Source organism: Niallia sp. FSL W8-0951 (assembly GCF_038006525.1).
Taxonomy (GTDB): Bacteria; Bacillota; Bacilli; order Bacillales; family Cytobacillaceae; genus Niallia; species Niallia circulans.
On the sequence record NZ_JBBOVK010000001.1, the window covers coordinates 1,152,412 to 1,176,013 of the forward strand.

Below are 23,602 nucleotides of genomic sequence, written 5' to 3' on the forward strand. Positions count from 1 at the left end.
AGCCTTGGTATTTTTATACCAAGGCTTTTTTAGATGGAATAGACGAAATTTTATTAAGACGGAAAATTAAAAGGATAGTTTGCCAATCCAATAAAAAAGCTAGGTGATTATCCTAGCTTACGCGTTTATTTAAAAAATAAAGAAACCAAACTGCATGATTTTGTTCATCATGGGCTGCTCTGATAAATGCTTCTTTAATTTTTAGATTATCAGTTTTGGAGGCAGTCTCTAAGTAAAAATCAACGGTCTCTTGTTCATCTTTAAATGCAAAGTCTATTCCAGCGTTAAACTGATTTGGGCAATTTTCAATCATTTTAGGTTGATGGTTCTTCCCCGTCAATTGTGTATATAAATTCGAAAAAGTTCTGAAGTGTCGCATTTCATCATTTCTAATTTCCGTAATTCTTTCCTTGATTTCTTTTGATGGTGCTAGGTTAATCAGATGCTGGTAACAAGAGATAGCAGAATACTCACCATCAATTGCCTTCTCAATGAATGAATAAGAATTATTTCTAGAATGAGCGTGAAAAGGCGAAGTAAAACCTGGTACACCTGGAACGTAAGATCCTAGAAATTGTGGATAAGGATAAGTAGTTGAATGATAAGGGGGATATTTCAAATTGATAACTCCGTGGGAATAGTGAACATGACACATATTATTCTGACAATGCAAAGGTTGATTCCAAGGACCAGCTTGAAAAAATGTAGTGCCGTGATATATTGGACCGTCAAGCCCTGTAATAACTTCAGAAGACATAGTTTACCTCCTTTTACTTTTAGATATCTTATGTTAATTTGTTCCAGAAAATGTTTGTCTAAAATGAAAATGGGTTTTGTCAGACAGAAGCAGAACAAAAAGAGGCTATTTATGAGATTAATAAGCATCAATGTATTAATTTATTAGAAAATAAAGAATTAGATAAGCAAGCAACCTTTCGTTAGGGCTTTTGTTTGTTAGTTTACTACCTTAACTTGTCTTACTCTCCATTTATAAGTATTATTAGTAAGGTCGGAGAAAGCTAGAATTTGTTTAGGAACACATCCTTCTTTGTGGAAAAAGAAGAAGTGAAATAGATTCAGTTAGGAAATTCAGTATCCTCTTATCCATATAATACTTCTTTATTTTTCCTATATCTAATAATTTGAATGATGATGCTGATTTGTAAAGGAAGTAGCAGCAAATACTACAAGCCAAGATTCACTTTCAGCAAAAACATTAATATTAGAAAAAAGGCAAGGGAAACAGTACATTTGAAAAATGTTAGCAAGGAAAAGGAAGTGTAAGAGCATGAAAAAACAATCAAGTTAAATGGATAGCTTATTTTACCCTATATATAAGACATTCAAGTTGTGTTAAGAAAATGGATTTCGTTTTAGGATCAATTATTTCTATGAGCCCATTTTCATCAAAATCTGAAAAGCAAAAGTGAATTCTACCATTGTATATTACCTTTTGGCGGAACGTTATTATTTTATTCAACAAATCATCCTTTGTTTTTTATTTCAAAAAAAATAAATTCATGTCCTTAATTAAATAATTGATATATGAAATTTAGTTTTAATGATAGCTTTACCCTAACATAAAAAAAGATTAGAGTATACAAAGACAGCTACTTTCCCAGTATTACATAAGATAACCGAATGAGGTAGCAAAGAAAAATAAAAATGTGAAATGCATATATAATTGTTTTATACAAGAAATCGTATCAATTCCCCACTATCTTTTTAATCGTAACATACTGCAGCTTCCCCATTAATTGCGAGCACCTTTTGGAATCAACCTTAAAAAATAGGTAAGAAGATTTATGTCGAAAAATGACGAAATATATAGATTGTCCATTAATTTCTTTTCTTTAATAATGAAAGGGAGGGAGGTGCAAAGATGGAGTTAAAAACTACTGGAAGAAATAAGTACGATATGATTATGGAGTTAATAGCCTTACATGTGAAACAGGCAGATTTTTTTGGAGATGATGTAAGGCCAGAAGAAATTGAAGAATTATTTAAAAAATATTCAGAAATAGTAAATAGGATTTAAAGTATAAAAAGCATCCAGTGGATGCTTTTTACATGCAAAGAAACTCCAAAGAGGATTTTATACCACTTTCTAGATTTTTGCAGTTCCTCCATGTGGATTGAGGACAATTTCAGTCATCAATAAAAATATGTAGCTTTTCTGTTGTCTTCTCATGAGACAGATCACCTTGGTGTCTATATGCTTATATTCGATCCTTTATGACTTGGTATTTTTATAATCAAGTCTTTTTTATTATATGTAATACTTGCTGTGTTTCATTCAAAGGAGGAAAAAGATCAATCTGCAGCTGGAAAATAATGTCCTTTGTTTACTCTCTTTTGAATAATTCAGTATAAATCTAACATAATTGTCACACTTAAATTACAGTACTGTTCGTTTATAAAGCACAATGTTATCTAATTTGAAGGAGAAAATTTATATATTACCTTAAATTAAAGTCATAGTATATCAAAAGAGAGGATTATGGTAGATATGATTTTTTTAGAGGTTAATATTCATTTATTTAGGTACATTAATGATTTAGGAAAGCAATACACTTTTTTGAATATACCGATGATATTCATTGCCGAGTATATGGTGTATTGCTTAGCTATTGTAACTTTGATGCTTTGGTTCAATAGCAAGAAGAAAAATAGGATGATGGTATTTTGCGCCATGGTTAGTTTCATATTTGCAGAAATTGGAGGGAAAATAGCTGGAATACTACATTCAAATTATCAACCTTTTGAAGAGTTATTACATGTAAATAAATTGATTGAAAAGGCTGTGGATAATTCTTTTCCAAGCGATCATACAATTTTATTTTTTTCCATTTGTCTATCCTTTTATTTATTTAAAAGAGGGCTTTGGTTGATATGGGTTATGCTTGCTTTTATTGTCGGGGTATCGCGTATATGGGTAGGTGTTCATTATCCAATGGATGTTTTGGTAGGGGCAATCATTGCGGCAATGTCATCCGTTTTAGTATATGTGACTTTACCAAAATTAAAGTTGACTAATCAATTTTTAGCCTATTATGAGGATGTGGAACAACGGCTTACTAGGAAATTTTCTTCAAAAAATAAAAGTTCAAGGGATATATAACGGTTGTTACAGTAATAATATGGGAAGAAAATAAAGTAAGCCTCTTTTTAGGGGCCATTGCTTATTGGCTAAAAGAAGTTTGAAAGCAGAAGAAACATAAATGATCCTTCAAAAGCTGAGCATGATATATCACTCTGCTTTTGAGGGAATTTGATTAATCTGTAGCTAAAAGTGAATACAACCTAAGATCAATAAAACGATTCTTAGCCTTTTCCGCTTTTCTTAAAGTTCCTTCGTAAGTGAAAGATAATTTTTCTATAAGTTTGATTGAATTAATATTATCAGGTTCAATTTTAGCTTCTATTCTATTTAGGTGTAAATCAGTAAAAGCAGATTGAATTAAACATGAAATTGCTTCTTTGGCATATCCTTGTCCCCAATAGAGTTTGCTTAATTCGTATCCTATTTCCGCTTTCTCATTCTCAAAATCAATAAAATTAAAGCCGCAAGAGCCGATAATTTGGTTTGATTCCAGCTCAATGATGGCGTAGCGAATTGCTTTATCTTCCTTTGATAGCTCATCTAAGAAAAAAATCATTTCTTTAGCTTGACTTTCCTCTGTGAAACTGTCGATATTCATAAATTTTGTCACTTCAGGATCCGACCAAATCGGAAATAAACTAGTTGAATCTGAGGCTCTCATTTTTCTTAATAATAGTCTTGTAGTGTGTAATTCTGTAATCAATATTTTTCCCTCCATTTTATAAAGTTTAGTTTGGGGTTATATATTGATATCTGTGCATAATTCAGTCCCTTCATATGAATCTTTTTTTATTATAACAAGACTGTTATGAGAAAGAAATAAAAGTATAAAAACTATATTTATTGAAAGAAGTACATTGGTATTTGGAAAAGGATAAGACGTTAATGAGGGTGGAGGCTGATAGGATTAACAGCTGAATAAGTTATCATTTGATGAATGGTAATACTGCTAATGAAAGAGAAAAAAGAGCTTGGACAAAAGCGGAAGAGGTCTACGGTTCCAAAGTATTTTCATGGTAGCGTTGTGTATTCAGCCAGCGGATGATTTCAACGCACTTTCTCTTTTGTATGGTTGGAATCATTGTGCCAGTCTCAAGGGAGAGCCCCTTATTTGCCGTTATATTTATCATGAAAAAAAACATATGCTGACATTGCCCAAGCGGCAAGGATATCACCAATAAAACAGATGATTCCAATAAATAGTTCCATCATCATTCCCTCCTTTTTATTATTATCACATTATTCTGTTATTTTATCCGATATTTGCTTCATTTTATTAAATATACAAATCTATACAAATTAAGATTGGAGAGAAAGGAAGATAATAAAAAATGATGCTTCTTATTAAAGTAAGTACCATTCATCTTTTTAAAGTTTAGTGAGGTCTTTTTTGGTGATTTCATTTTTTAATATTTTTACAAATTCATTTGATAATTTAAGTTTTACAGCAGAATAGTATGCAGTAAATAAGTTATCCTTACTTCATTTTCTTAACGATTCCATCCTTGCAATCTCCTTTAATTGGTAATTTTCGTATATTCATCCGAATTAGAGCAATATAAACTAATTATAAGGGAAATCAAGAAACTACATTTAAGTAAAGGCGGTTCTGCTGATTTCTTTATAAAGTTGTCTTTTTTATGGTTTACTTTATAGAAAAATTATTAATAGCACAATCATTTGTCTCACCGTTTCATACTATATAGGGAAAGGACAAGCAATTAAAATAATTGATTGCTTGGAGGTATTTTTTTAATAAAGGGGTGAAATTTATGCCATTTACAATTTTCGGTGTTGATTTAACTGTTACTATTTTAAATATTCCTTTTAATGCAGAATATAGTATCACTATTGGTAAACACCACAAAGAAAAACATCACCATCATCATCATGATGCTGTAAAAGCATAATAGTTTAAGGAGACTATTAATATGGTCTGTGTATAGTCTCTTTGTCTACCAAGAAGAGTACAAAGGGAAGTAATCACAAGAGCAGCGGATTAGTCCGCTGCTTCATTTGGTACTAAATTTAAAAAACGGGCAAATGCAAGGAGCGTATATTGTCGTTTACTATACATATCATCTATTAGTTTGCAGAAGTTTTTATAAGCGAATTCTTCTTTTGCTTTTTTCTGTTTTTCTCCAAGACTTTGCAATGATTTACTAAGCTTTTCCGCTTCTATACGGTATGCCTTTTCCTTCTGTTCATATTCCTCGATTTTTGCTTTGATATTTTCTGGGATATAGCCTTCTGGAATAAGGAGTGAAACCAGTGCTTTTATTTTTGGTATTTCCAGTTGATTGGCTAAATAGGTACGGTGATTCCCGTCTGAAGCAACAGTATATTTCCCATTCGGAAGCCTATATAAATGTAAATCGGCAGGACATTCATCATGCCAGCCCTTTTGTTCCAGTGAATTTCGAAGATCTTTAATTTTATCGCTGTTCTTTACTTGGTTAACGGGTGTAGAAAGTCCGATAATGTCATTTGGAGATACAGATATGACACCATAATCAACCGTAACATAAGGTTTATAAGGTTTCACTACTTGATCAAAGAGCATCCATCGTTTTCTAAATAATTTAATCAATGGAAACACCTCCTAATTAAAGCTATTTTAACTAGAGGTAGTCTCATGACAATAAAATCATAATAATTATTTCCGGCTCTAGACAAACCTCTAAATATTAGAAATAGGCGTTTATTATTCCATTATAAAAGGGAGTAAGTTTCAAAAATTTGTTTAGTACAATGGTATAATAAATTAGATAGATAATAAGTAAATAAGAGGAAATTAGAAATTATATAATTAGTTTTGTAAACGGTATCACAGGAAAGAGAAACGGCTATTCTTTTCTTTGTTAGAAAACCTTGTTCTCATGAAAACAAGTAATAAATCGTATTATCTATCATATAGTACGAGTGTAATCATGGAAAAAGAGGAGGTGCTTTTTACATATATGAGTGGATTAGTGTTTTTTCAATTAGCTGCTGCATTATTAGCAGCAGTAATATTTTCATTTTTACCTATCTTAATCTTTTTAATAGTTGTCCTATTTTCAAAACTGAAAGGGGTTACTTTGTCTGGGAAGTTTGCAAATAGCTATTTGTTAATCAGCACACTTTTTTGCTTAATTATTTTGTTCTCATTTAGTATTCCGACAGTCTTACATTATATTGGAAAATAAGCTATATTTTATGGAATAAGCGTTCGATGTAAATTAACTTCTTAAGAAAGAAGGGTAAATTCTTTGGGAGTTTATTAATAAATATTAAGCGCCTTCATTTTGAAAAATATAAAAAACATACAACATGATTTTGCTTTATCTTATTCTTTGTTATGTGGAAAGTTGGTTGTCTTCATTAAAATGAGTTTCTAACAGTAAAGATAATACAATGTTCGCTGGAAGAGTAAAAAGTTTATTAATAAGAACATTCGTTCGTAAATAACTTGATTAAGAACAAATGTTCTTGTATAATAAGAAAGAAGGAGGAGTTAACGATGGTAAAGCAATTAGAAAAAGCGCGGAAAGAAAAAAGACCAATTGAGATTATCTATGTGAAAAAGGATAATGCTGTCTCCCAGCGTACGATTCTGGTGTATGGAGTCACAGACACATACATAAAGGCCTATTGTCTAAAAAAGAAGCAGCCACGCATTTTCAAGTTGGATTCCATCTTAGCAGCCTCCTTTGTTAAAAAGACATATCCATTGTATGCTTAGAAGCTTTCTCTTGAGGAGATTGCTTTTTATTTTATGAACTAGATAAAAATGAATTTTTGGCATGGATGTAGGAGCCAGTAAAGATATTTCAGCTTTGTATCGTTCTGTCTATAAAAATGGGTATCTATTATATTAGATTGTGAAACTATAAGCTTTTGCTCTAATTAGTGAATCAGTAGCTTTGTTTGCTAATATTATAAAATGCTCCGATTTCTATGTGTTTGGCTTTATTAAAAATATTCATATTTACTATACATATTATCCGCGTTTCTAGTAATAGACTTTATTCTTAGTAGTTCTGCATATTTTGACAAAGAATAGTATAAAAGCTCGAACAAGCATTGTTTCCTTCCATAGTATATATTGTAAGTGAAATTCAATAATTGAAAGGAGTGATAGAGAATGGGTCGTCATAATAATAATGTTGGTGGTTCAGCTCATAACAAACATTGCGATAAATGTTCTAATCGTGTTTCCCCAGTAGAAGATATCATCCATCCAACTAAAACGGTTGTACGTACAACAACAAATAAACGCAGAATCCGTAATATTCATCCAACAGAAATCATCAATGTAAATAGAACGGTAGTCCGTAATGAAAACTTTTTCCCTGTAACAGAAAGACAAGTAAACGAAACAGTAGTACAAGATTTTGATTGTGGATCTGATATCAATAACTCAAATAATTGCAGACCAAGAAGAAGATTCTTCTAATGGTAAGGAGAAAAGGGCACCTGTTGAAAATAGGTGCTCTTTTTGTATATAGAGGGTTTGTATTTCAAAAAGAAGGACATAGAAAAAGAAAGCACAAAGCGTGCTTTCTTTTTACGGATTAATAACTTCCTAAAAAGGAAGCTCCAACGATAATTAACAAGATGAACAAGACAACTATTAAAGCGAAGTTACTTCCGTAACCGCTGCCACCGCCGTAATATTCTGACATTTATGCCACCTCCTTCTACTAGTTACAATATATATTATGTAAGCATGTATAAGAGTGAATGGACAAGAATCACATAGGAAAAACAAAAGGCATTTTCATTAAAGAACTTGCACTGATAAATAATAGAATAGATATTCTCCATAAAAGCAAAAAAGCCTCAAGAAGAGGCTAACATTATGTGGTTATGGAAGGCTGTGTTAGTCATATATTGCTTAATTGAAGAAAAAGGCCATATCCATGCACACATATACCAATTCTTGAGCCCTTTCGCAATCTTTATTAATAACCGCCTACATAAGATGCACCGATGATAATTAATAAAATAAATAATACGACGATTAAAGCAAAGTTTCTTCCAGATCCGCCTCCATATTCAGACATATCAGTCACCTCCATCTATAGATTTACTATATGATATGAAAGTAACCGACTATGGTGTGGACAAGTTCATTAAAAAACGTTAAATATGTAAAATGATCAATAACCCTAAAAAGGGATTTATCTATAGGGGAGATAACTAGATAGCGCTTACTATTATATCTAAATATAAAACTGTACTAATTTCATCAAAAAAATTAAACTATTGTGTGCAGATATCTTCTAACTTTGTAAGCTGTGAATTATGTACAAGTTCTACTTTAAAAACATTATAAATATCCCTAATTTCCCAATAACCTGTATCATAGCAAAATAAAACTTTGAACACTCTGCCTTTATACAAAACCTTCCCTTCTGCCATTATAAACCTCCTTGATATTAGGTATACTTATATATGGTTTCTTTTCCTCTTACCCAATTTTGAAACCAAATAAACTTATTTTTTCATTTTTTTTTTTGAAAAACTAGGTTTCTGTTTATTCTGTGCTATGAATCTAAGTAAAATCATAAAAATATATTAGGAAATTAGTAAAAATAAGACTTCTTTTAAGCCGATAATCCAGTTAGAATAATAGGAAGGAGAAAAATTTTCCATTTTCAACATTCGTATCAATTAGTTGAACTAAGGTAGTGAATAGAAAATTGCACGATTCTCAAAATGGAGGGATCAAGATGAAAAGAATTGCTGTGTTCTGTGGTTCAAGTACAGGTGCTTCTCCAATATATATGGAAGAAGCAATTGCGTTAGGGAAGGAATTAGCAAGAAGAAAATTAGAACTTGTATATGGTGGATCATGCGTAGGTTTAATGGGAGCCATTGCAGACAGTGTGGTGGAAGCAGGAGGAAAAGTAATTGGTGTGCTTCCAGACTTTTTGCAAGAAAAAGAGATAGCACTTCCAGCTTTAAGTGAGTTGATTATTGTTAAGTCCATGCATGAACGAAAAGCGAAAATGACAGAGCTTGCAGATGGCTTTATTACTCTTCCTGGCGGGGCAGGAACAATGGAAGAATTTTTTGAGATATTTACTTGGGCTCAGCTTGGATTACATAAAAAACCTTTAGGGATTTTGAATATTAATCATTATTATGATCCTCTTGTGGGATTAATTAATCATATGGCGGATGCGGAATTTTTGCAAGAGCAATACCGTTCCATAGCGATAGTGGATGCTAATCCAAAACAATTACTTGATCAATTCACTACATACACCCCGCCAGCCATTAAAACGTTCATTGAAGTAAGTCAGTCGTAATTTTTTATCCCTTAAAATATTCATGATAGGAGTAGAACAGCTATGTATCTAGTACAGAAGTTTTATGATTTAGAAGATTTCAAGAAAGTGATGATTCCTCATTTAGAAAAAGATGAAGCAGTAAATGGGTTGCCTCTTGGAATTTTAATGAATGCTAATCAGGATATGAAGCCAACTGTAATGGCCGGCTTATATGATAATGAACAACCTATTCTTATGTTATTGCAGACACATCCAAAACAAATCATAGTCGCTGTGTTTGAAAGGATTTCGCCTAATGATTTACCACTTATCAGCAAGTTGATTCATGAAAGCATCACCGAAATTCCAGGGTTAATTGGAGATAAAGCAATTGTAGAAGAAATAGCGATGCATATTGCCTCTTTGCGCAGCTTAAAAGTTGTCCTTGGGATGGATCAACGTATTTATCAATTGAAGGAATTAAAGAAAAAGGCAGATCAAACTGGTATTTTTAGATGGGCGGATAAAAGTGATCAGGCCATCATCCAGCAATGGGTTTACGATTTCGCAGTTTCGGTCAATCAGCCGCTGGAAATCGACCAAGCTGCTAAACGGGCAGTAGAACTAATTGAAAGCAACCGGCTTGCTTTCTGGGAAGTAGATAATCAGGTGGTCAGCATGGCTAATGCAAGCAGACCGACGAAAAATAATATAACGATAAATTTTGTTTATACACCAAAGGAATTCCGAAAAAGAGGGTATGCATCAAATTGTGTTGCAGAGCTTACACAACGATTATTATCCTCTGGGTTTTCCTCTACGAGTCTCTATACGGATATAACAAATCCTACGTCCAATAAGATTTACATGGAAATTGGATATGAGCCAAAGATAGATTCTATCTTACTATTTTTGGAGAAATAAGCTATTCCAAAATTAAAACGTCGATGAGGAGGAATAAAATATGGATGAAAAATATCCAATTGGCTTATTTGAATGGCAAGATGAAATTACCGAAGAAGTCTTACAACAATGGCTTGCAGAATTGGAGGAGTATCCTGATAAACTTGCAAAAGCAGTTGAGTCTTTAAAGGAGGAGCAGTTAGATACTCCATATCGAGATGGTGGCTGGACAATTCGTCAAGTGGTACACCATGTAGCAGATAGCCATATGAATGCATATATCAGAACAAAGTTAACTTTAACAGAAAAAGAGCCAACGATTAAACCGTATGAAGAAGCACAATGGGCAGAGCTCTCCGATTCTGCACTACCTATTTCTACCTCGCTCCAATTACTTTCTTCCCTTCATGAAAGATGGACATATTTACTGCGAGCCATTCTTTCTACAGAAGACAGGAAAAAAGAATTTTTTCATCCTGAAAATGGAAAGCAGTCGATTGAATTATTAGTGGGAACGTACGCCTGGCATGGTCGTCACCATCTTGCTCACATTATCAATTTATGTAAAAAGATGGGGTGGGATTAAGAAGATAGTAGGAATGCATACTCTCTGTAAACAAGGGATTCTTTGAATCTGAATAGTTTTCCGAAAAGGACAAATTTAATTTCATTTATCTGCTTAAATAGATTTTGCAAAGATAATGGCGGTGTGATTCGCAGCCGGAATACAGAAGGATCGTGTCAGCCACGATTGCTTTATGCTTGCAGGCTCTTACGTCTTGTTGGGCAATTTTTTTATGTGTATTCCGGTTACTTTGTTTATTCTTTCATTTATGATGAAATTTTCTTACAGAATAAAAAAGTACTCAATTATATTGTTTGAACCACTTAACTATTATATAGTAGCTATCTCCTCATTAACCATTACTAAATTTATAGACTGTTCTCTATTTGTTTATTTTCTTCAGTAGACAAGATGGATGGTTAACGGATTTACCTCAACCCTTCATAAAAATTTCCTGTTTTTTGCTTACGCCATCTATATTTTGAAAATAAAATCATATACATATAGAGATTTGTATATAATTGACCGTGTCTTTTTATGTTTGAATGATCTCATAAAATCTATTCTAGAATAATATCGGGGAAAAGAAGAGGAGGGGCACTGTGACGTATATTGGAAAAAGTGTTTTTCGAAAAGAATCCCTCGAAAAAGTAACAGGGAGAGCAAGGTATACCGCTGATTACCTAGCGAGTGATGCTTTACATGTGGAAATGGTGAAAAGCTCGTATGCTCATGCAAATATTCGCTCCATTGAAATAGAGAAAGCACAAAGGCTAGATGGCGTACGAGCAATTATTCTCGGAGATAATCTTCCTTTAATTGGGGAGGAAGTAATTGATCGACCTGCCCTTGCATTCAATAAAGTACGTTATTACGGGGAAGTCATTGCGCTAGTTGTAGCGGAAAATATTTCTATTGCCAAAAAAGCAGCACAGCTTATCCACATTGAATACGACCCTCTTCCAGTGGTAAATTCTCCGTTACAGGGTTTAGAAGAAAACGCGCCACTTGTTCATGAAAATTTGCTTGATTATACAAAAGACGAAGGAATATACCCGGTAGAAGGAACGAATATTATCAATCATACTAAAATCAGAAAAGGGGATATTCAGGCTGGTCTGCAGGAAGGGGAAGTCAAAATAGAATCTCATTTTTCCATTCCTTTATCAGATCATGCCGCAATGGAGACAAGGGCCGCTCTCTGTGAAATTTTGGAAAGCGGGATTGTCCGAATTGTAACCAGCTCTCAAGCCCCTTATATGGTGAAAAAGATTATCAGCAGGGATTTCAAGGTGGAAACAGGAAAGGTCGTTGTAGAAACTCCCTTTGTTGGTGGTGGCTATGGTGGCAAAGCATCTGTACAGCTTGAAATATTTGCTTTTATTGCATCAAGAGCAGTCGGCGGGCGAAAAGTACGTCTATTTAATACAAGAGAAGAAGATTTTGCAGTTTCACCAGTACATATCGGTCTAGAAGCAACCATACAACTCGCTTGTACAGAGGACGGAAAACTAACCGCTGCAAAACTGAAATATGTATTTGATGGGGGAGCGTATGCTGATAAATCACCACACCTTAGTACAGCTGGGGCAGTTGATTGTACAGGACCTTATAACATAGAGAATGTTTGGTGTGATGCTTTATGTGTATATACCAATCATCCTTATCCTGCTCCTTATAGAGGCTTCAGTCATGGAGAGGTACATTTTGCTTTTGAAAGAGCAATGGATATGCTGGCAAAAAAAGTGAGGATGGATCCTCTTCGGTTTCGCAGAATAAATGCAATCCGCCCTGGTGATACCACACCAACACAAGTGTTATTAACAAGCAGTAAAGTTGGAAATATTGAAAAATGCATTGATCGATTACATGAATTAATGGATTGGGAAAAAGGACAATTAGAAGAAATTTCCCCTAATAAAGTACGTGCAAAAGGAATCGCATGCACCTGGAAAAATTCAACTATTGGTCCTAGCGTCAGTTCAGGTGTTATTCTTACCTTTAATTCCGATGGGAGCATCAATCTTATGTCCGGATTAGTGGAAATAGGTACGGGAACAAAAACGGTCTTGGCACAAATTTTAGCAGAGAAGATGAAGATGAAGGTGGAGAGAATTCATGTAAGAATGACCGTAGATACACAAACAGAACCAGAACATTGGAAGACAGTAGCAAGCAGAGGTACGTTAATGGCCGGCAGAGCAGTAATGGCTGCAGCAGATGATGCTATTCGCCAACTGAAAAAAATGGGCGCAATTGTATTAAGGGCTTCAGAAGATGACATAGAGATTGCTAATGAAACAGTATATCTACGAGATAATCCCCAAAAATTAGTGCCGTTTAAAGATATAGTATATGGATACACCTATCCAGATGGCAATTCTATAGGTGGGCAAATTATTGCAAATGGAAGCTATTCACTTACTGGATTAACGAATTTAGATCCTAAAACTGGTGCAGGGAATCCTGGTCCTGAATGGGCGGTCGCAGCACAAGGTGTCGTAATAGAGATAGACACAAAAACATTTCGCTACAAAATTCTTAAAGCGATAACCGTTATGGATATAGGCGAAGTATTGAACTACAAAGGAGCGCTGGGACAAATAAAAGGAGCAATGAGTATGGGGATTGCATGGGCAGGAAGGGAGGCATTTTACTTTGATAAGAATGGCAGGCTTCTTAATCTGCAATTACGAACCTATCGACCACTAAGGTTTGGCGAACATCCCAATTATGAGGTAGCAATCATTAAAACTCCTCATTTAGAAGGGCCCTTTGGAGCAAGAGGGGCAGGAGAACATGGTTTGATTGGTATTCCTGCAGCAATAGCAAATGCGCTTTCCAAAGCAGTTAATCATGAATTGACCCGGTTGCCTTTGACTCCAGAATCCATCTGGCGACAGACAAAGGAGGGAGCACATGGGTTTTGAATTTTGGAAGACTTCAACTATCGATCAAGCATTAGCGCAATTTGCCAAAACCAAGATGGAAAATCGACAACCTGCTTATTACGCTGGTGGTACAGAAATCCTTACATTACAAAGAATTCAACAGTTAAGTATTGATGTAGCCATTGATATTAAAGATATTCCAGCTTGCCTTGTTCATCAGCTGAAAGAAGACTATCTTGTTTATGGTTCCTGTCTCACTCTAACTGAAATAGAGGATCAAAATCATTTTCCATTATTAACAGATATCTGCAAAGAAATTGCCGATCATACAGCGAGAAATAAGATAACAGTCGGGGGGAATATTTGCGGTGCTATTTTTTATCGAGAGGCTGTTTTACCGTTCCTTTTGACAGACAGCATTCTAGTGCTTGCTGGCAAAAATGGATTGAGAACAGAATATATTCATGATGTTTTTCATGAGCAATTACAGCTTAAAAATGGAGAATTATTTGTGCAGGCATTTATTGAAAAAAGGTACATATCTCGTGAGTATATTGCCATTAAAGTGAGACAGCAATGGGAAACCGGTTATCCGTTAATTACAATTGCTGCTTTAGAAATAGATGGTGAAATTCGAATGGCCTTTAGTGGCTTATGCCCATATCCGTTCCGTTCCATTACATTAGAAAACATAATGAATAATCGAATGCTTAGTCGGCAAGAACGTATCGATCAAATCGTAAATCATCTGCCTGCTCCCATTTTAAATGATGTGGAAGGATCAGAGGAGTACCGTATATTTGTTCTTACAGATCTTTTAGAAAAAGTAATAGCACGACTGGAGGTAGATTGATGGGAGAGAAAGAACCTAATTTGCAGACGATGAAGCTGCGTGTCAACAGGCAAAATCATTTAGTAGTCATTCCTCCAAATAAAACTTTGCTAGCTGTATTAAGGGAAGATCTATTTTTAACTGGATCTAAGCCTGGCTGTTTCAATGGAGATTGTGGAGCTTGTACTATTATGGTCGATCAAATGGCGATGAAATCGTGTTTAATGCTTGCAATGGAAGCAGTCGGAAAGGAAGTAGTAACAATCGAAGGGTTAGAGAATAGTCCTCTTCAGCAAACATTTATCGAGGAATTTGCTTTCCAATGCGGGTATTGTACATCAGGTTTTATTATGAACGGCCATGCACTGCTACTAAATGAAAAAAATCCTAATAAAGAAAAAATAAAAGAATGGCTAGAATCGAATATATGTCGCTGTACAAGTTATGAAGAAATTGAAACTGCAATGTTAAAAGCGATAGAAAGAAAGAAAACATAAGTTTAAATACCCCTGTAGTCCTAATATGTATGCTGCAGGGGCATTTTTACTTATTGTTTTAATTGAGTATTCGAGTTATGACGCACGTCTTCTTCTTTTGTTTCCGCCATACCATATAAACCATTCATTTCTTGTTCATCTTCATCTAGACCTAATCGATCTTGCAGGTTTGTATCTTTTCCATTAGGATCTTTCATCATTGTTCACTCCTTTTTCGGTTATTACTTTTGTTAGTTTGCGAAAAAATGAAAATTATATGTGATGAAAAAGAAAAGGCTAATTAGGAAGTGTCTTCTTTATTTTTTCAAAAATACTTTTCAAGATAAATCCAAGTATGATAAAACCAATAAAGGATCTTGTATGGGACCAATGTTCTCCTAATTCAAACATTTTTCGCAGTATAAATAATGGTTCAATAATATAAGAAAATAGAATCGACCAACCTAAAGTTGCTAACATAAAGTGTTTCCAATTACTAAAATATTGATAGACAATCATAGCTGATATCGGAATGATGACCAAATTAGCAGGAATTAGAGGGGTGATAATGGGGATAATTTTGTCTGGATAGCTCCATAGCATAAACTCAGTACCAATAACATCAAGGAGCATGCAAAAAGTGGCACACACCATCCCATAAGAAAAAATTTCAAAAAAACGATTTTTATCCACGAGTTTCCACCAAATAAAATAAGGAATAATGGTTGCGAGAAATAGAATCCACCAGTTCGTCGATAAAAAGTCATGCTGATACCAATGATCGATGGAAAGGTGGGTTAATTTTTCTTTTTCTTGTTCGATTTCAATATTGCTGGGATAGTGTAAGATAAAACTAAACATGTATGTCACCACTTTTTATCCTTGATTTAAAGTAGAATTTTATAAAATTAGTATGAGTATAGGAAAAATTTTTATTAGTATTATTTTTGTATACATAAATTTACCAATAGAGAGGATATTAATAGCTATAAAGGTGGGGTAAGACGTGAAAAAAAAGTGGAAAAAATACAAAGTCTATATTATTGGGTTATTTTATATCCTCTTTATTAATGCGCTAATTGCAGCAAGCTATATTATTGGGTTTAAGGAATTAAAAAAACTAATTACTTTCTAATCCATTTATATATATTGTGGCCACACAATATATAAAGTGTCCTTTGTTAGTTAGAGGACTCTTTTTTATTTTATAAGGGTGACAGTAATTGAGCTGAGAACTGTTAAGTGATATATTTATAATATTAAGAAAATTTTAAGGGGTGGCCATCATTGTCGTTAGAAAATGTACAAGCATATTTAAGTAAATGGAATAGAGAGAAAGATATACGAATATTTACAACATCTAGTGCAACTGTTTTAGAGGCTGCTGAAACATTAGGGGTAGAACCACAAAGAATTGCAAAAACATTGTCATTTCGTAAGGACAATAATGCGATATTAATTGTTGCAGCAGGTGATGCCAAAATTGATAATAAAAAATTTAAACAAGCTTTTTCGGAAAAACCAAGGATGCTCTCACCAGAAGAAGTTTTAGAAAAAACTGGTCATGCTGTAGGCGGTGTTTGTCCTTTTGGTTTAACGGAAGATTTACCTGTCTATTTGGATGAATCATTGAAGCGATTTAGTACGGTCTTTCCAGCTTGCGGCAGCAGCAATTCAGCTATTGAATTAAGCAATGAAGAACTTTATATCTACGGAAATGCAGTGGAGTGGGTGGATGTATGTAAAGATTGGGAGTGATAGAACAAAAATAAATTATTTGAACATAAAGTAGGGATAATAGATGCAAATTTCTTTTATTTATTAGCTAAAAGGATAATCGCGCAATATAATCACAATAACATGTTTTAGAATTTTAATATGAGAAGGATTTAGTAGCTTTTAAGGGAATTACATAGTTAAAGAAGGCTTACCACATAGTGATAAACCTTCTCTATTTCTAGTCTTCCATTCTACTTTTAAATATTATTGAATATGACGATATACACCAATTACTTTTCCAAGAATGCTTACATTTCGCAGGATAATCGGTTCCATTGTGCTATTCTCTGGCTGAAGGCGAATAAAATCGCGTTCTTTAAAGAATCTTTTAACAGTAGCTTCATCTTCCTCTGTCATTGCCACTACTATATCTCCGTTATTAGCTGAATGCTGCTGCCTTACAATTACATAATCACCATCTAAGATTCCAGCCTCAATCATACTTTCTCCCATAACTTCGAGCATGAATATTTGTTCGTCACTAGGTGCTAATCTTTCAGGCAGTGGAAAATATTCTTCTACATTTTCAATTGCTGTAATAGGCATACCCGCTGTTACTTTTCCGACCACAGGCACATTAATAATATTATATTTTGGTATATTGCTTTCTTCAAGATCCAAAATCTCAATCGCTCTAGGTTTCGTTGGATCTCGACGAATTAATCCTTTGCTTTCTAATCTTGCCAAGTGGCCATGAACCGTAGAGCTCGATGCAAGACCAACAGCTTCTGCAATCTCACGTACAGAAGGGGGATATCCTTTTAGCTTTACTTCTTCTTTTATGTATTCTAGTATGTCTAATTGCCTCTTTGAAAGCTTCTGCATTATATGCACCTCGTTATTTTATTCTTGTCATAATTATAGCATGTTTAAGAATAGGATACAAACATAAGTTCTATTTTATTGTTGACAGGAAACGTTTGTTCGTATTAAACTAGATTCATAAACGAACATACATTCTAAAAAAAGGTGGAATTATAGATGTCTAAATTGTGGGAAAAATATTCATATACTATTATTCTTTTAATTTGTGGTTTTATAGCGTGTATTATAATTGTAATTAATACGGGTGAAGCAGATTCTAGCAAATATGTATCCGTTACTGTGAAAAATGGGGAAACTCTCTGGGAAATATCTAATGAATATGCAGGCTCTTATAATATGTCAAAAAAACAATTTATTAAATGGGTAGAACAACAAAACAATATCTCTGCAAATAGTATTTCGGCAGGAAAAGAAATACTCATCCCAGTACGTGAAGAGGATCATCAACTAATGTTGGCATCAGAATAATAGAAAAGGACTAATAATAGTAATGAATAAGGAAAAGAATGCGATTATCTATTGTCGAGTAAGTACAGATAAAGAAGAACAGACTACTTCTCTTGAGCGACAGGAAGAGGAATTATTACAATTGGCAAGTAAAATGGGCTTTGAAGTGAAAGAAATAATCTCCGAAAGAGCAAGTGGATACGATTTAGATAGAGAAGGATTATTGGACCTTTTATCGCGGATAAAGGAAAAGGATATTTCGTCTATTCTTATACAAGATGAGACAAGATTAGGCAGGGGAAATGCTAGAATAGCGATTTTACATTGTATATTAAAGGAAAATATTAAAGTTTATAGTGTTTCCTCTTCTGGAGAACTTACACTTTCTGAAGCAGATGAAATGGTATTAAAAATTGTAAGTATTGTAGAAGAATATCAGCGAAAGATACATAATTTAAAAATAAAAAGAGGAATGAAAAGAGCTGTAGAAAATGGATATCGCCCAGATAGAAACTTAAAAAACTTAGGAGATCATTCAGGAAGGCAGAAGATAGATGTTCCTATTGAAGAAGTGGTGAAATTAAAGCAAAATGGGTTAACTTTTGCAGAAATAACTTCTACATTAAAAGGATTAGGCTATAGCTTTTCTAAAGCTACTATTCATAGGAGATATCAAGACTATATAGAGCAAAGAAAAGAAAAGTAATGCAGAAATCTTCATGTCAGTCTTTTCAATAGGAAACTGCTTTTATTTATGTTATAATGGATTTCATCAAGCCAGTTACAAGTAAACTGGGCTTTTTTATTTTATTACAGCTTAAATTAAAACACACAGTTAGTGCGTTATTGACAGATGGTAAGACAAGTTATCTTATCACACAATCATGAAAAATTTAATAAAAGGAGTATAATATGTATCCTAAAAATAAACTTGATCGTATAAATGAACTTGCAAAAAAGAAAAAGGAAACAGGCTTAACGCTTGAAGAAGCAAAAGAACAAACAAAATTACGCGCAGATTATTTAAAAAATTTTCGTTCAACTATGGTAAATACAATTGAAAATGTAAAAATTCTTGATCCAAATGGAACGGATGTAACACCTCAAAAGATTAAAGATATTCAAAATAAAAAGAAATTACACTAATTTTTCCCTTTAACTCTAGCCTTAACATTTATATGTTAAGGTTTTTTTATGTTTTCTAAAGGAATTTATGGGTAAAATACAAAATAAATGTCGAAATTATATAGTGGTGCTTCTTTCTAGTGTACATATATAGAAAAAGAATCATATTGGCTACTAAAATCAAGAAAATGAGAGGATGTTGAACATTGAATACAAAATTAGATCATTTATCTATTGCTTCAATTAGAACACTTTCTATTGACACAATCGAAAAAGCTAAATCAGGCCATCCAGGAATGCCGATGGGTGCAGCACCGATGGCTTATACTTTATGGACATCTTTTATGAATCATAACCCTAAAAATCCAGAGTGGTTTAATCGAGACCGCTTTGTTTTATCTGCAGGACATGGCTCTGCTTTACTATATAGCTTATTACATTTATCAGGCTATGATTTATCCCTTGATGATTTAAAGGGGTTTAGACAGTGGGGAAGCAAAACACCAGGACATCCAGAGTATGGACATACCGCAGGAGTGGATGCTACAACTGGACCCTTAGGACAAGGAATTGCGATGGCCGTTGGTATGGCACTTGCAGAAAAACATTTGGCAGGTGTATATAATAAAAATAATTATCCAATTGTCGATCACTTTACATACAGTATTTGTGGTGATGGGGACTTAATGGAAGGAGTATCTGCAGAAGCGGCTTCTCTAGCTGGACATTTACAGTTAGGGAAATTAGTTGTGCTATATGATTCCAACGATATTTCTTTAGATGGTGATTTGGACAAATCGTTTTCCGAAAGTGTAGAACAGCGATTTAAAGCGTATGGATGGCAATATATTCGTGTCGATGATGGTAATGATACTGACCAAATTGCAAAAGCAATAGAAGAAGCAAAGAAAGATCAATCAAAACCTACATTAATTGAAGTGAAAACGATTATTGGTTTTGGTGCACCAAATAAAGCTGGAAAATCATTAGTTCATGGAGCTCCACTTGGTGCTGAGGAGTTAAAATTAACGAAGGAAGCCTATAATTGGACGTTTGATGAAGACTTTTATGTACCAGAGGAAGTTTATAATCATTTTAAAGAAAAAGTCTTAATGAATGGTGAGAAAAAAGAACAGGAATGGAAAGAACTTTTTGCAAATTATGAAAAGGAATTTCCGGAACTAGCTGAACAATTAAAAACTGCTCTAGCAGATACTTTACCACAAGATTGGGATCGTCAAATACCTGTATATGAGGAAGGCAGCAGTCTAGCAAGTCGTGCCTCTTCCGGAGAAGTAATCAATAGCATTTCAAAAGAGCTGCCATTTTTACTTGGAGGATCTGCCGATTTAGCTGGAAGTAATAATACAATGATTAAGGGAGGAAAGGATTTTACTCCTGAAACGCCTGAAGGAAGAAACATATGGTTTGGCGTTAGAGAATTTGCGATGGGCGCAGCTTTGAATGGGATTGCCCTTCATGGGGGATTAAAAATATTTGGTGGTACTTTCTTTGTATTCTCTGATTATTTAAGACCTGCGATCCGTCTCGCTGCTTTGATGGGACTACCAGTAACGTATGTTTTCACACATGATAGTATTGCGGTAGGTGAAGATGGACCAACTCATGAACCTGTTGAGCAATTAGCTTCTTTAAGAGCAATGCCTAATCTTTCTGTCATTCGTCCAGCGGATGGAAACGAAACAGCTGCTGCTTGGAAAATTGCACTTAAGTCTACAAATAAGCCAACTGCTTTAGTCTTAACTAGACAAAATTTACCGACTATTAAAGGGACAAAAGATAATGCATACGAAGGTGTATCGAAAGGTGGATATATTATTTCTCCTTCTAAAACGGAAACCCCTGATGCATTATTAATAGCAGCAGGTTCAGAAGTTGGCTTAGCAGTCGAAGCACAAAAAGAATTAGAAAAAGACGGAATCAATATTTCTGTTGTCAGTTTACCAGCATGGGACCGCTTTGAACAGCAATCTAAAGAATATAAAGAGGCCGTTATTCCAAAAAACGTAAAGAAAAGATTAGCAATCGAAATGGGAAGTTCTCTCGGCTGGCATAAATATGTTGGAGAGGAAGGAGATGTTCTTTCAATCGAAACTTTTGGAGCATCTGCGCCAGGAAATAAAGTACTAGAGGAATATGGATTTACAGTGTCCAATGTGGTCAAACGGTTAAAATCATTACTAGAAAGTTAACTCGTCAAGGATGGCTGGAAAAGGATTCTTCACCAACCAATGGGGGGATCGCATTTTCCATTCCATCCTATTTTCTTCGTTCGACAAAATAAGTCTGTTTTTTTAACACCTTGAGACACATCTTGGAGATATCCTTCTTTATAATAGAAGGAAAAGAAGTGGACAGGTTGGTGAAGATTCAGTATGAGAAGATATCAATTGTATTTAATTAAAGAAAAAATCGCTATACACTATAATGGTAGAGAACGTTTGTTTTACAATTTATTTTCGGACCATACTAAAACAAACGATGGACCATTAAAGGAGATACTGCAAAAACAAGTGGATTTTATTACGCTTCCTATTTCTAGATGGATGATCGAAAATCAACTATACTCCGCTTTACAGAGAAACAAGAGCTTCCAATATAAAGATGGTACTTTTTATATTGAAAACGGAAATTTAAGCAGTGCAACATTAACGATACAAGATAATTCTTTATTTATAGAAGCAAAGGGTTACTATGATGCGGAATCCATTTTCTTTGAAATTATTCGGAAATACGAACCTTCTTTCTTAGCAATTGATGTGGAAAATGGCCGATTTGGCTGGTTAAAACCAATTAAGGAAAGAAATTTTGTCTAAAATGGAGAAATTCTGTAACAGATATTGTATAATATTATCTGGTCTAGTACACTAAAGTATAGACAACATGAAGGAGGAAAAAAGATATGCCTTGGTACGCTTGGTTAAGTATTGTCGTAGCACTAATCGCCGGTATCGTTATCGGATTTTTTATTGCGCGTAAATACATGATGAACTACTTAAAGAAAAACCCACCAATTAATGAACAAATGTTAAAAATGATGATGATGCAAATGGGAATGAAACCTTCTCAAAAGAAAATCAATCAAATGATGACAGCAATGAACAAACAACAAGGGAAATAATAGGACAAGCTTTAAAGAAAGCCTATTTTTCTGTTTTGATAAGAGAGGATTCTGTCATTATTTATAAATAAATGGTAATTCTCATCAAAATTTCTAAACCACTTTTTTCTGATTAAATATGAAGAAAGTGGTTTATTTGTATTTTGATAAAAATTCAATAAAAAGAAGACAAAATTTCAAGGCTGAGGACGACAAGACATGATGGAATCAACTTATCATTTCCCCGGAAACCGCAAAATATGACAAAAAGTTCAGTAGATTCATCAATCATGTGAAAGATACCTAATGAAGACAGCCTTGCTCTATTGCAGCTGGAAATTGCGCTTTTTAAGTGATTAAATATGCCGAACAATCACACAAAAACTTGTAATTGTTCGGCTTTAATTCTGTGGGATTACATATATATCAGCTATGCCTTCATTTAATCACAATATTTTTGATAACAGCCATTTCTTTGCCGAATCTGTTCCCTAAATCTTGAAAACCTAAACGGGAATATAAGTGATGTGCAGATTTATTTTCAGGATGGTAGCCAACGGCAATTTTTTCTACAGTGGCTAGTTTCTTCATTTCATCTATCATTAATAGAGTAGCTGCTTGGCCAATGCCTTTTCCTTGATGTTCTCTGTCAACCATTATTCTGTATATCCTGACCATCTAGTTCCTCTTTTACAGTGTTAAACATTAAGAAACCTACTATTTTCTCCGCAAAATAGATGGCATATGGTTGTAAAGTAGGTTCAAACTTGGACTGGGCGATGGAAATAGCATTTGGTTCGATATATTTTTCTTGTTCCTCGGAAACTTTCAATTCACAACATCTATACCAATTATTTTCATTTAAGCTAACAAGCTTTACATCTACAGGATTCAATTCTTTTCCCCTCTCAAAATCGGGAATCCATCCTATTATTAATTAGGCGTTTCCCCTTGGATTTTGTTAACTATCATCAATTTTCTATTCATCATAATGAACGCCCCCTTTTATACAATTTGAAAAATCAATCTAAAACAATATCCTTTAAATTATATCATAAATTCTGAAATTTCCGTCAGGGAAATAAAAAATTCAGTAGATCAGTTTCGAAATATTCGAACGAAAGTTCTGTTATAGTTGACAGATAACTTATGACGATATTAAACTTAAGATGTATACGAACGTATATTCGCAAAGGGGGAAGGAGGCGAATAATTTAGAAGAAAGCCATTCAAGCAAAATAGAGGTGTTATGTCAGCAACACCAATAAATGCTGG

General features: G+C 33.9%; 29 protein-coding genes and 2 pseudogenes. 20 read left to right on the forward strand and 11 right to left on the reverse strand.

Going from position 1 to position 23,602, the window contains the following annotated elements; genetic code table 11:
- Positions 1-112 precede the first annotated feature (112 nt).
- Entirely contained in the window at positions 113-655 is a 543-nt protein-coding gene (locus NSS71_RS05390) for a ferritin family protein (protein WP_432806537.1), read from the reverse strand.
- A 1,227-nt stretch (positions 656-1,882) separates the two neighbouring features.
- Between NSS71_RS05390 and NSS71_RS05395 the strand changes: the two genes are divergently transcribed.
- Together NSS71_RS05395 and NSS71_RS05400 are read left to right on the forward strand one after the other, a co-directional pair.
- Complete coding sequence (locus NSS71_RS05395; RefSeq protein WP_161798419.1) at positions 1,883-2,038, forward strand: hypothetical protein; 156 nt, start codon at positions 1,883-1,885, stop codon at positions 2,036-2,038.
- Positions 2,039-2,509: 471 nt separating this feature from the next.
- On the forward strand, positions 2,510-3,121 hold the full coding sequence (locus NSS71_RS05400; RefSeq protein WP_341151962.1) for an undecaprenyl-diphosphatase: 612 nt from the start codon (positions 2,510-2,512) through the stop codon (positions 3,119-3,121).
- Positions 3,122-3,275: 154 nt separating this feature from the next.
- Here the strand turns inward: NSS71_RS05400 and NSS71_RS05405 are convergent, their stop codons facing one another.
- Together NSS71_RS05405 and sda are read right to left on the reverse strand one after the other, a co-directional pair.
- Complete coding sequence (locus NSS71_RS05405) at positions 3,276-3,806, reverse strand: GNAT family N-acetyltransferase (RefSeq protein WP_047944835.1); 531 nt, start codon at positions 3,804-3,806, stop codon at positions 3,276-3,278.
- Between the two features lie 665 nt (positions 3,807-4,471).
- Positions 4,472-4,573, reverse strand: a pseudogene (gene sda / locus NSS71_RS25675) (sporulation histidine kinase inhibitor Sda); the annotation flags it as partial.
- A 302-nt stretch (positions 4,574-4,875) separates the two neighbouring features.
- Here sda and NSS71_RS05410 point away from each other — a divergent pair.
- Positions 4,876-5,013 (forward strand): hypothetical protein, encoded by a 138-nt coding sequence (locus NSS71_RS05410; RefSeq protein WP_156485423.1) that lies wholly within the window; start codon positions 4,876-4,878, stop codon positions 5,011-5,013.
- A gap of 89 nt (positions 5,014-5,102) precedes the next feature.
- On the opposite strand, the gene NSS71_RS05415 is transcribed toward NSS71_RS05410, so the two are convergent.
- Positions 5,103-5,693, reverse strand: a complete 591-nt coding sequence (locus NSS71_RS05415; protein ID WP_047944834.1) for a hypothetical protein — start codon at positions 5,691-5,693, stop codon at positions 5,103-5,105.
- 340 nt (positions 5,694-6,033) lie between these two features.
- On the opposite strand from NSS71_RS05415, the gene NSS71_RS05420 reads away from it, so the two are divergent.
- The 3 genes from NSS71_RS05420 (at position 6,034) to NSS71_RS05430 (ending at position 7,541) form a co-directional block, all read left to right on the forward strand.
- Positions 6,034-6,291 carry a hypothetical protein gene (locus NSS71_RS05420; RefSeq protein ID WP_061798983.1) on the forward strand — a complete coding sequence of 86 codons (258 nt, stop codon included), beginning with the start codon at positions 6,034-6,036 and terminating at the stop codon, positions 6,289-6,291.
- Between the two features lie 314 nt (positions 6,292-6,605).
- Complete coding sequence (locus tag NSS71_RS05425) at positions 6,606-6,827, forward strand: WYL domain-containing protein (protein WP_047944832.1); 222 nt, start codon at positions 6,606-6,608, stop codon at positions 6,825-6,827.
- A gap of 402 nt (positions 6,828-7,229) precedes the next feature.
- On the forward strand, positions 7,230-7,541 hold the full coding sequence (locus tag NSS71_RS05430) for a spore coat protein (protein ID WP_341151351.1): 312 nt from the start codon (positions 7,230-7,232) through the stop codon (positions 7,539-7,541).
- Between the two features lie 118 nt (positions 7,542-7,659).
- On the opposite strand, the gene NSS71_RS05435 is transcribed toward NSS71_RS05430, so the two are convergent.
- From NSS71_RS05435 to NSS71_RS05445, 3 genes are all read right to left on the reverse strand, one after another.
- Positions 7,660-7,770, reverse strand: coding sequence for a YjcZ family sporulation protein (locus tag NSS71_RS05435; RefSeq protein ID WP_061798981.1), 111 nt, complete (start codon positions 7,768-7,770; stop codon positions 7,660-7,662).
- A gap of 279 nt (positions 7,771-8,049) precedes the next feature.
- Positions 8,050-8,151 carry a YjcZ family sporulation protein gene (locus NSS71_RS05440; RefSeq protein WP_141231624.1) on the reverse strand — a complete coding sequence of 34 codons (102 nt, stop codon included), beginning with the start codon at positions 8,149-8,151 and terminating at the stop codon, positions 8,050-8,052.
- Positions 8,152-8,350: 199 nt separating this feature from the next.
- On the reverse strand, positions 8,351-8,509 hold the full coding sequence (locus NSS71_RS05445; protein WP_162531752.1) for a hypothetical protein: 159 nt from the start codon (positions 8,507-8,509) through the stop codon (positions 8,351-8,353).
- 311 nt (positions 8,510-8,820) lie between these two features.
- Between NSS71_RS05445 and NSS71_RS05450 the strand changes: the two genes are divergently transcribed.
- From NSS71_RS05450 to NSS71_RS05475, 6 genes are all read left to right on the forward strand, one after another.
- Positions 8,821-9,402 carry an LOG family protein gene (locus NSS71_RS05450; RefSeq protein ID WP_341151352.1) on the forward strand — a complete coding sequence of 194 codons (582 nt, stop codon included), beginning with the start codon at positions 8,821-8,823 and terminating at the stop codon, positions 9,400-9,402.
- Between the two features lie 42 nt (positions 9,403-9,444).
- A complete protein-coding gene (locus NSS71_RS05455; protein ID WP_095321460.1) occupies positions 9,445-10,287 on the forward strand; it encodes a GNAT family N-acetyltransferase in 843 nt (280 codons plus the stop codon).
- 40 nt (positions 10,288-10,327) lie between these two features.
- Positions 10,328-10,852 carry a YfiT family bacillithiol transferase gene (locus NSS71_RS05460; RefSeq protein WP_047944827.1) on the forward strand — a complete coding sequence of 175 codons (525 nt, stop codon included), beginning with the start codon at positions 10,328-10,330 and terminating at the stop codon, positions 10,850-10,852.
- A 581-nt stretch (positions 10,853-11,433) separates the two neighbouring features.
- Positions 11,434-13,761: a xanthine dehydrogenase family protein molybdopterin-binding subunit gene (locus NSS71_RS05465; protein WP_341151353.1), complete on the forward strand. Its 2,328-nt coding sequence runs from the start codon at positions 11,434-11,436 to the stop codon at positions 13,759-13,761.
- On the forward strand, positions 13,751-14,575 hold the full coding sequence (locus tag NSS71_RS05470; RefSeq protein WP_061798972.1) for an FAD binding domain-containing protein: 825 nt from the start codon (positions 13,751-13,753) through the stop codon (positions 14,573-14,575). Before NSS71_RS05465 ends, NSS71_RS05470 begins: the two co-directional genes overlap by 11 nt.
- Positions 14,575-15,051 carry a (2Fe-2S)-binding protein gene (locus NSS71_RS05475; RefSeq protein ID WP_047944824.1) on the forward strand — a complete coding sequence of 159 codons (477 nt, stop codon included), beginning with the start codon at positions 14,575-14,577 and terminating at the stop codon, positions 15,049-15,051. The genes NSS71_RS05470 and NSS71_RS05475 overlap by 1 nt, the downstream gene beginning before the upstream one ends.
- Positions 15,052-15,101: 50 nt before the next feature.
- Here the strand turns inward: NSS71_RS05475 and NSS71_RS05480 are convergent, their stop codons facing one another.
- The gene (locus tag NSS71_RS05480; RefSeq protein WP_082138457.1) at positions 15,102-15,251 is read right to left on the reverse strand and encodes a DUF4021 domain-containing protein; all 150 of its coding nucleotides are present in this window, start codon (positions 15,249-15,251) and stop codon (positions 15,102-15,104) included.
- Between the two features lie 76 nt (positions 15,252-15,327).
- Complete coding sequence (locus tag NSS71_RS05485) at positions 15,328-15,891, reverse strand: CBO0543 family protein (RefSeq protein WP_341151354.1); 564 nt, start codon at positions 15,889-15,891, stop codon at positions 15,328-15,330.
- A 145-nt stretch (positions 15,892-16,036) separates the two neighbouring features.
- On the opposite strand from NSS71_RS05485, the gene NSS71_RS05490 reads away from it, so the two are divergent.
- Both NSS71_RS05490 and NSS71_RS05495 read left to right on the forward strand, forming a co-directional pair.
- Positions 16,037-16,165, forward strand: a complete 129-nt coding sequence (locus NSS71_RS05490) for a hypothetical protein (RefSeq protein ID WP_268874835.1) — start codon at positions 16,037-16,039, stop codon at positions 16,163-16,165.
- 152 nt (positions 16,166-16,317) lie between these two features.
- Positions 16,318-16,788, forward strand: a complete 471-nt coding sequence (locus NSS71_RS05495) for a YbaK/EbsC family protein (RefSeq protein ID WP_251687193.1) — start codon at positions 16,318-16,320, stop codon at positions 16,786-16,788.
- Between the two features lie 225 nt (positions 16,789-17,013).
- On the opposite strand, the gene lexA is transcribed toward NSS71_RS05495, so the two are convergent.
- Positions 17,014-17,634: a transcriptional repressor LexA gene (gene lexA / locus NSS71_RS05500; RefSeq protein WP_047944821.1), complete on the reverse strand. Its 621-nt coding sequence runs from the start codon at positions 17,632-17,634 to the stop codon at positions 17,014-17,016.
- Between the two features lie 156 nt (positions 17,635-17,790).
- Between lexA and yneA the strand changes: the two genes are divergently transcribed.
- The 6 genes from yneA to NSS71_RS05530 all read left to right on the forward strand — a co-directional run bounded on the left by yneA (position 17,791) and on the right by NSS71_RS05530 (position 22,348).
- Positions 17,791-18,102 (forward strand): cell division suppressor protein YneA, encoded by a 312-nt coding sequence (gene yneA / locus NSS71_RS05505; RefSeq protein ID WP_047944820.1) that lies wholly within the window; start codon positions 17,791-17,793, stop codon positions 18,100-18,102.
- Between the two features lie 22 nt (positions 18,103-18,124).
- Entirely contained in the window at positions 18,125-18,787 is a 663-nt protein-coding gene (locus NSS71_RS05510; protein WP_047944819.1) for a YneB family resolvase-like protein, read from the forward strand.
- Positions 18,788-18,993: 206 nt separating this feature from the next.
- On the forward strand, positions 18,994-19,227 hold the full coding sequence (locus tag NSS71_RS05515) for a DUF896 domain-containing protein (RefSeq protein ID WP_047944818.1): 234 nt from the start codon (positions 18,994-18,996) through the stop codon (positions 19,225-19,227).
- A gap of 185 nt (positions 19,228-19,412) precedes the next feature.
- A complete protein-coding gene (gene tkt, locus NSS71_RS05520; protein WP_144581688.1) occupies positions 19,413-21,419 on the forward strand; it encodes a transketolase in 2,007 nt (668 codons plus the stop codon).
- A gap of 183 nt (positions 21,420-21,602) precedes the next feature.
- Complete coding sequence (sirA, locus tag NSS71_RS05525) at positions 21,603-22,043, forward strand: sporulation inhibitor of replication protein SirA (protein ID WP_095320052.1); 441 nt, start codon at positions 21,603-21,605, stop codon at positions 22,041-22,043.
- An 86-nt stretch (positions 22,044-22,129) separates the two neighbouring features.
- Positions 22,130-22,348: a YneF family protein gene (locus NSS71_RS05530; protein ID WP_016205025.1), complete on the forward strand. Its 219-nt coding sequence runs from the start codon at positions 22,130-22,132 to the stop codon at positions 22,346-22,348.
- Positions 22,349-22,765: 417 nt separating this feature from the next.
- Here the strand turns inward: NSS71_RS05530 and NSS71_RS05535 are convergent.
- Positions 22,766-23,222 (reverse strand): annotated as a pseudogene (locus tag NSS71_RS05535) (GNAT family N-acetyltransferase).
- Positions 23,223-23,602: the final 380 nt, after the last annotated feature.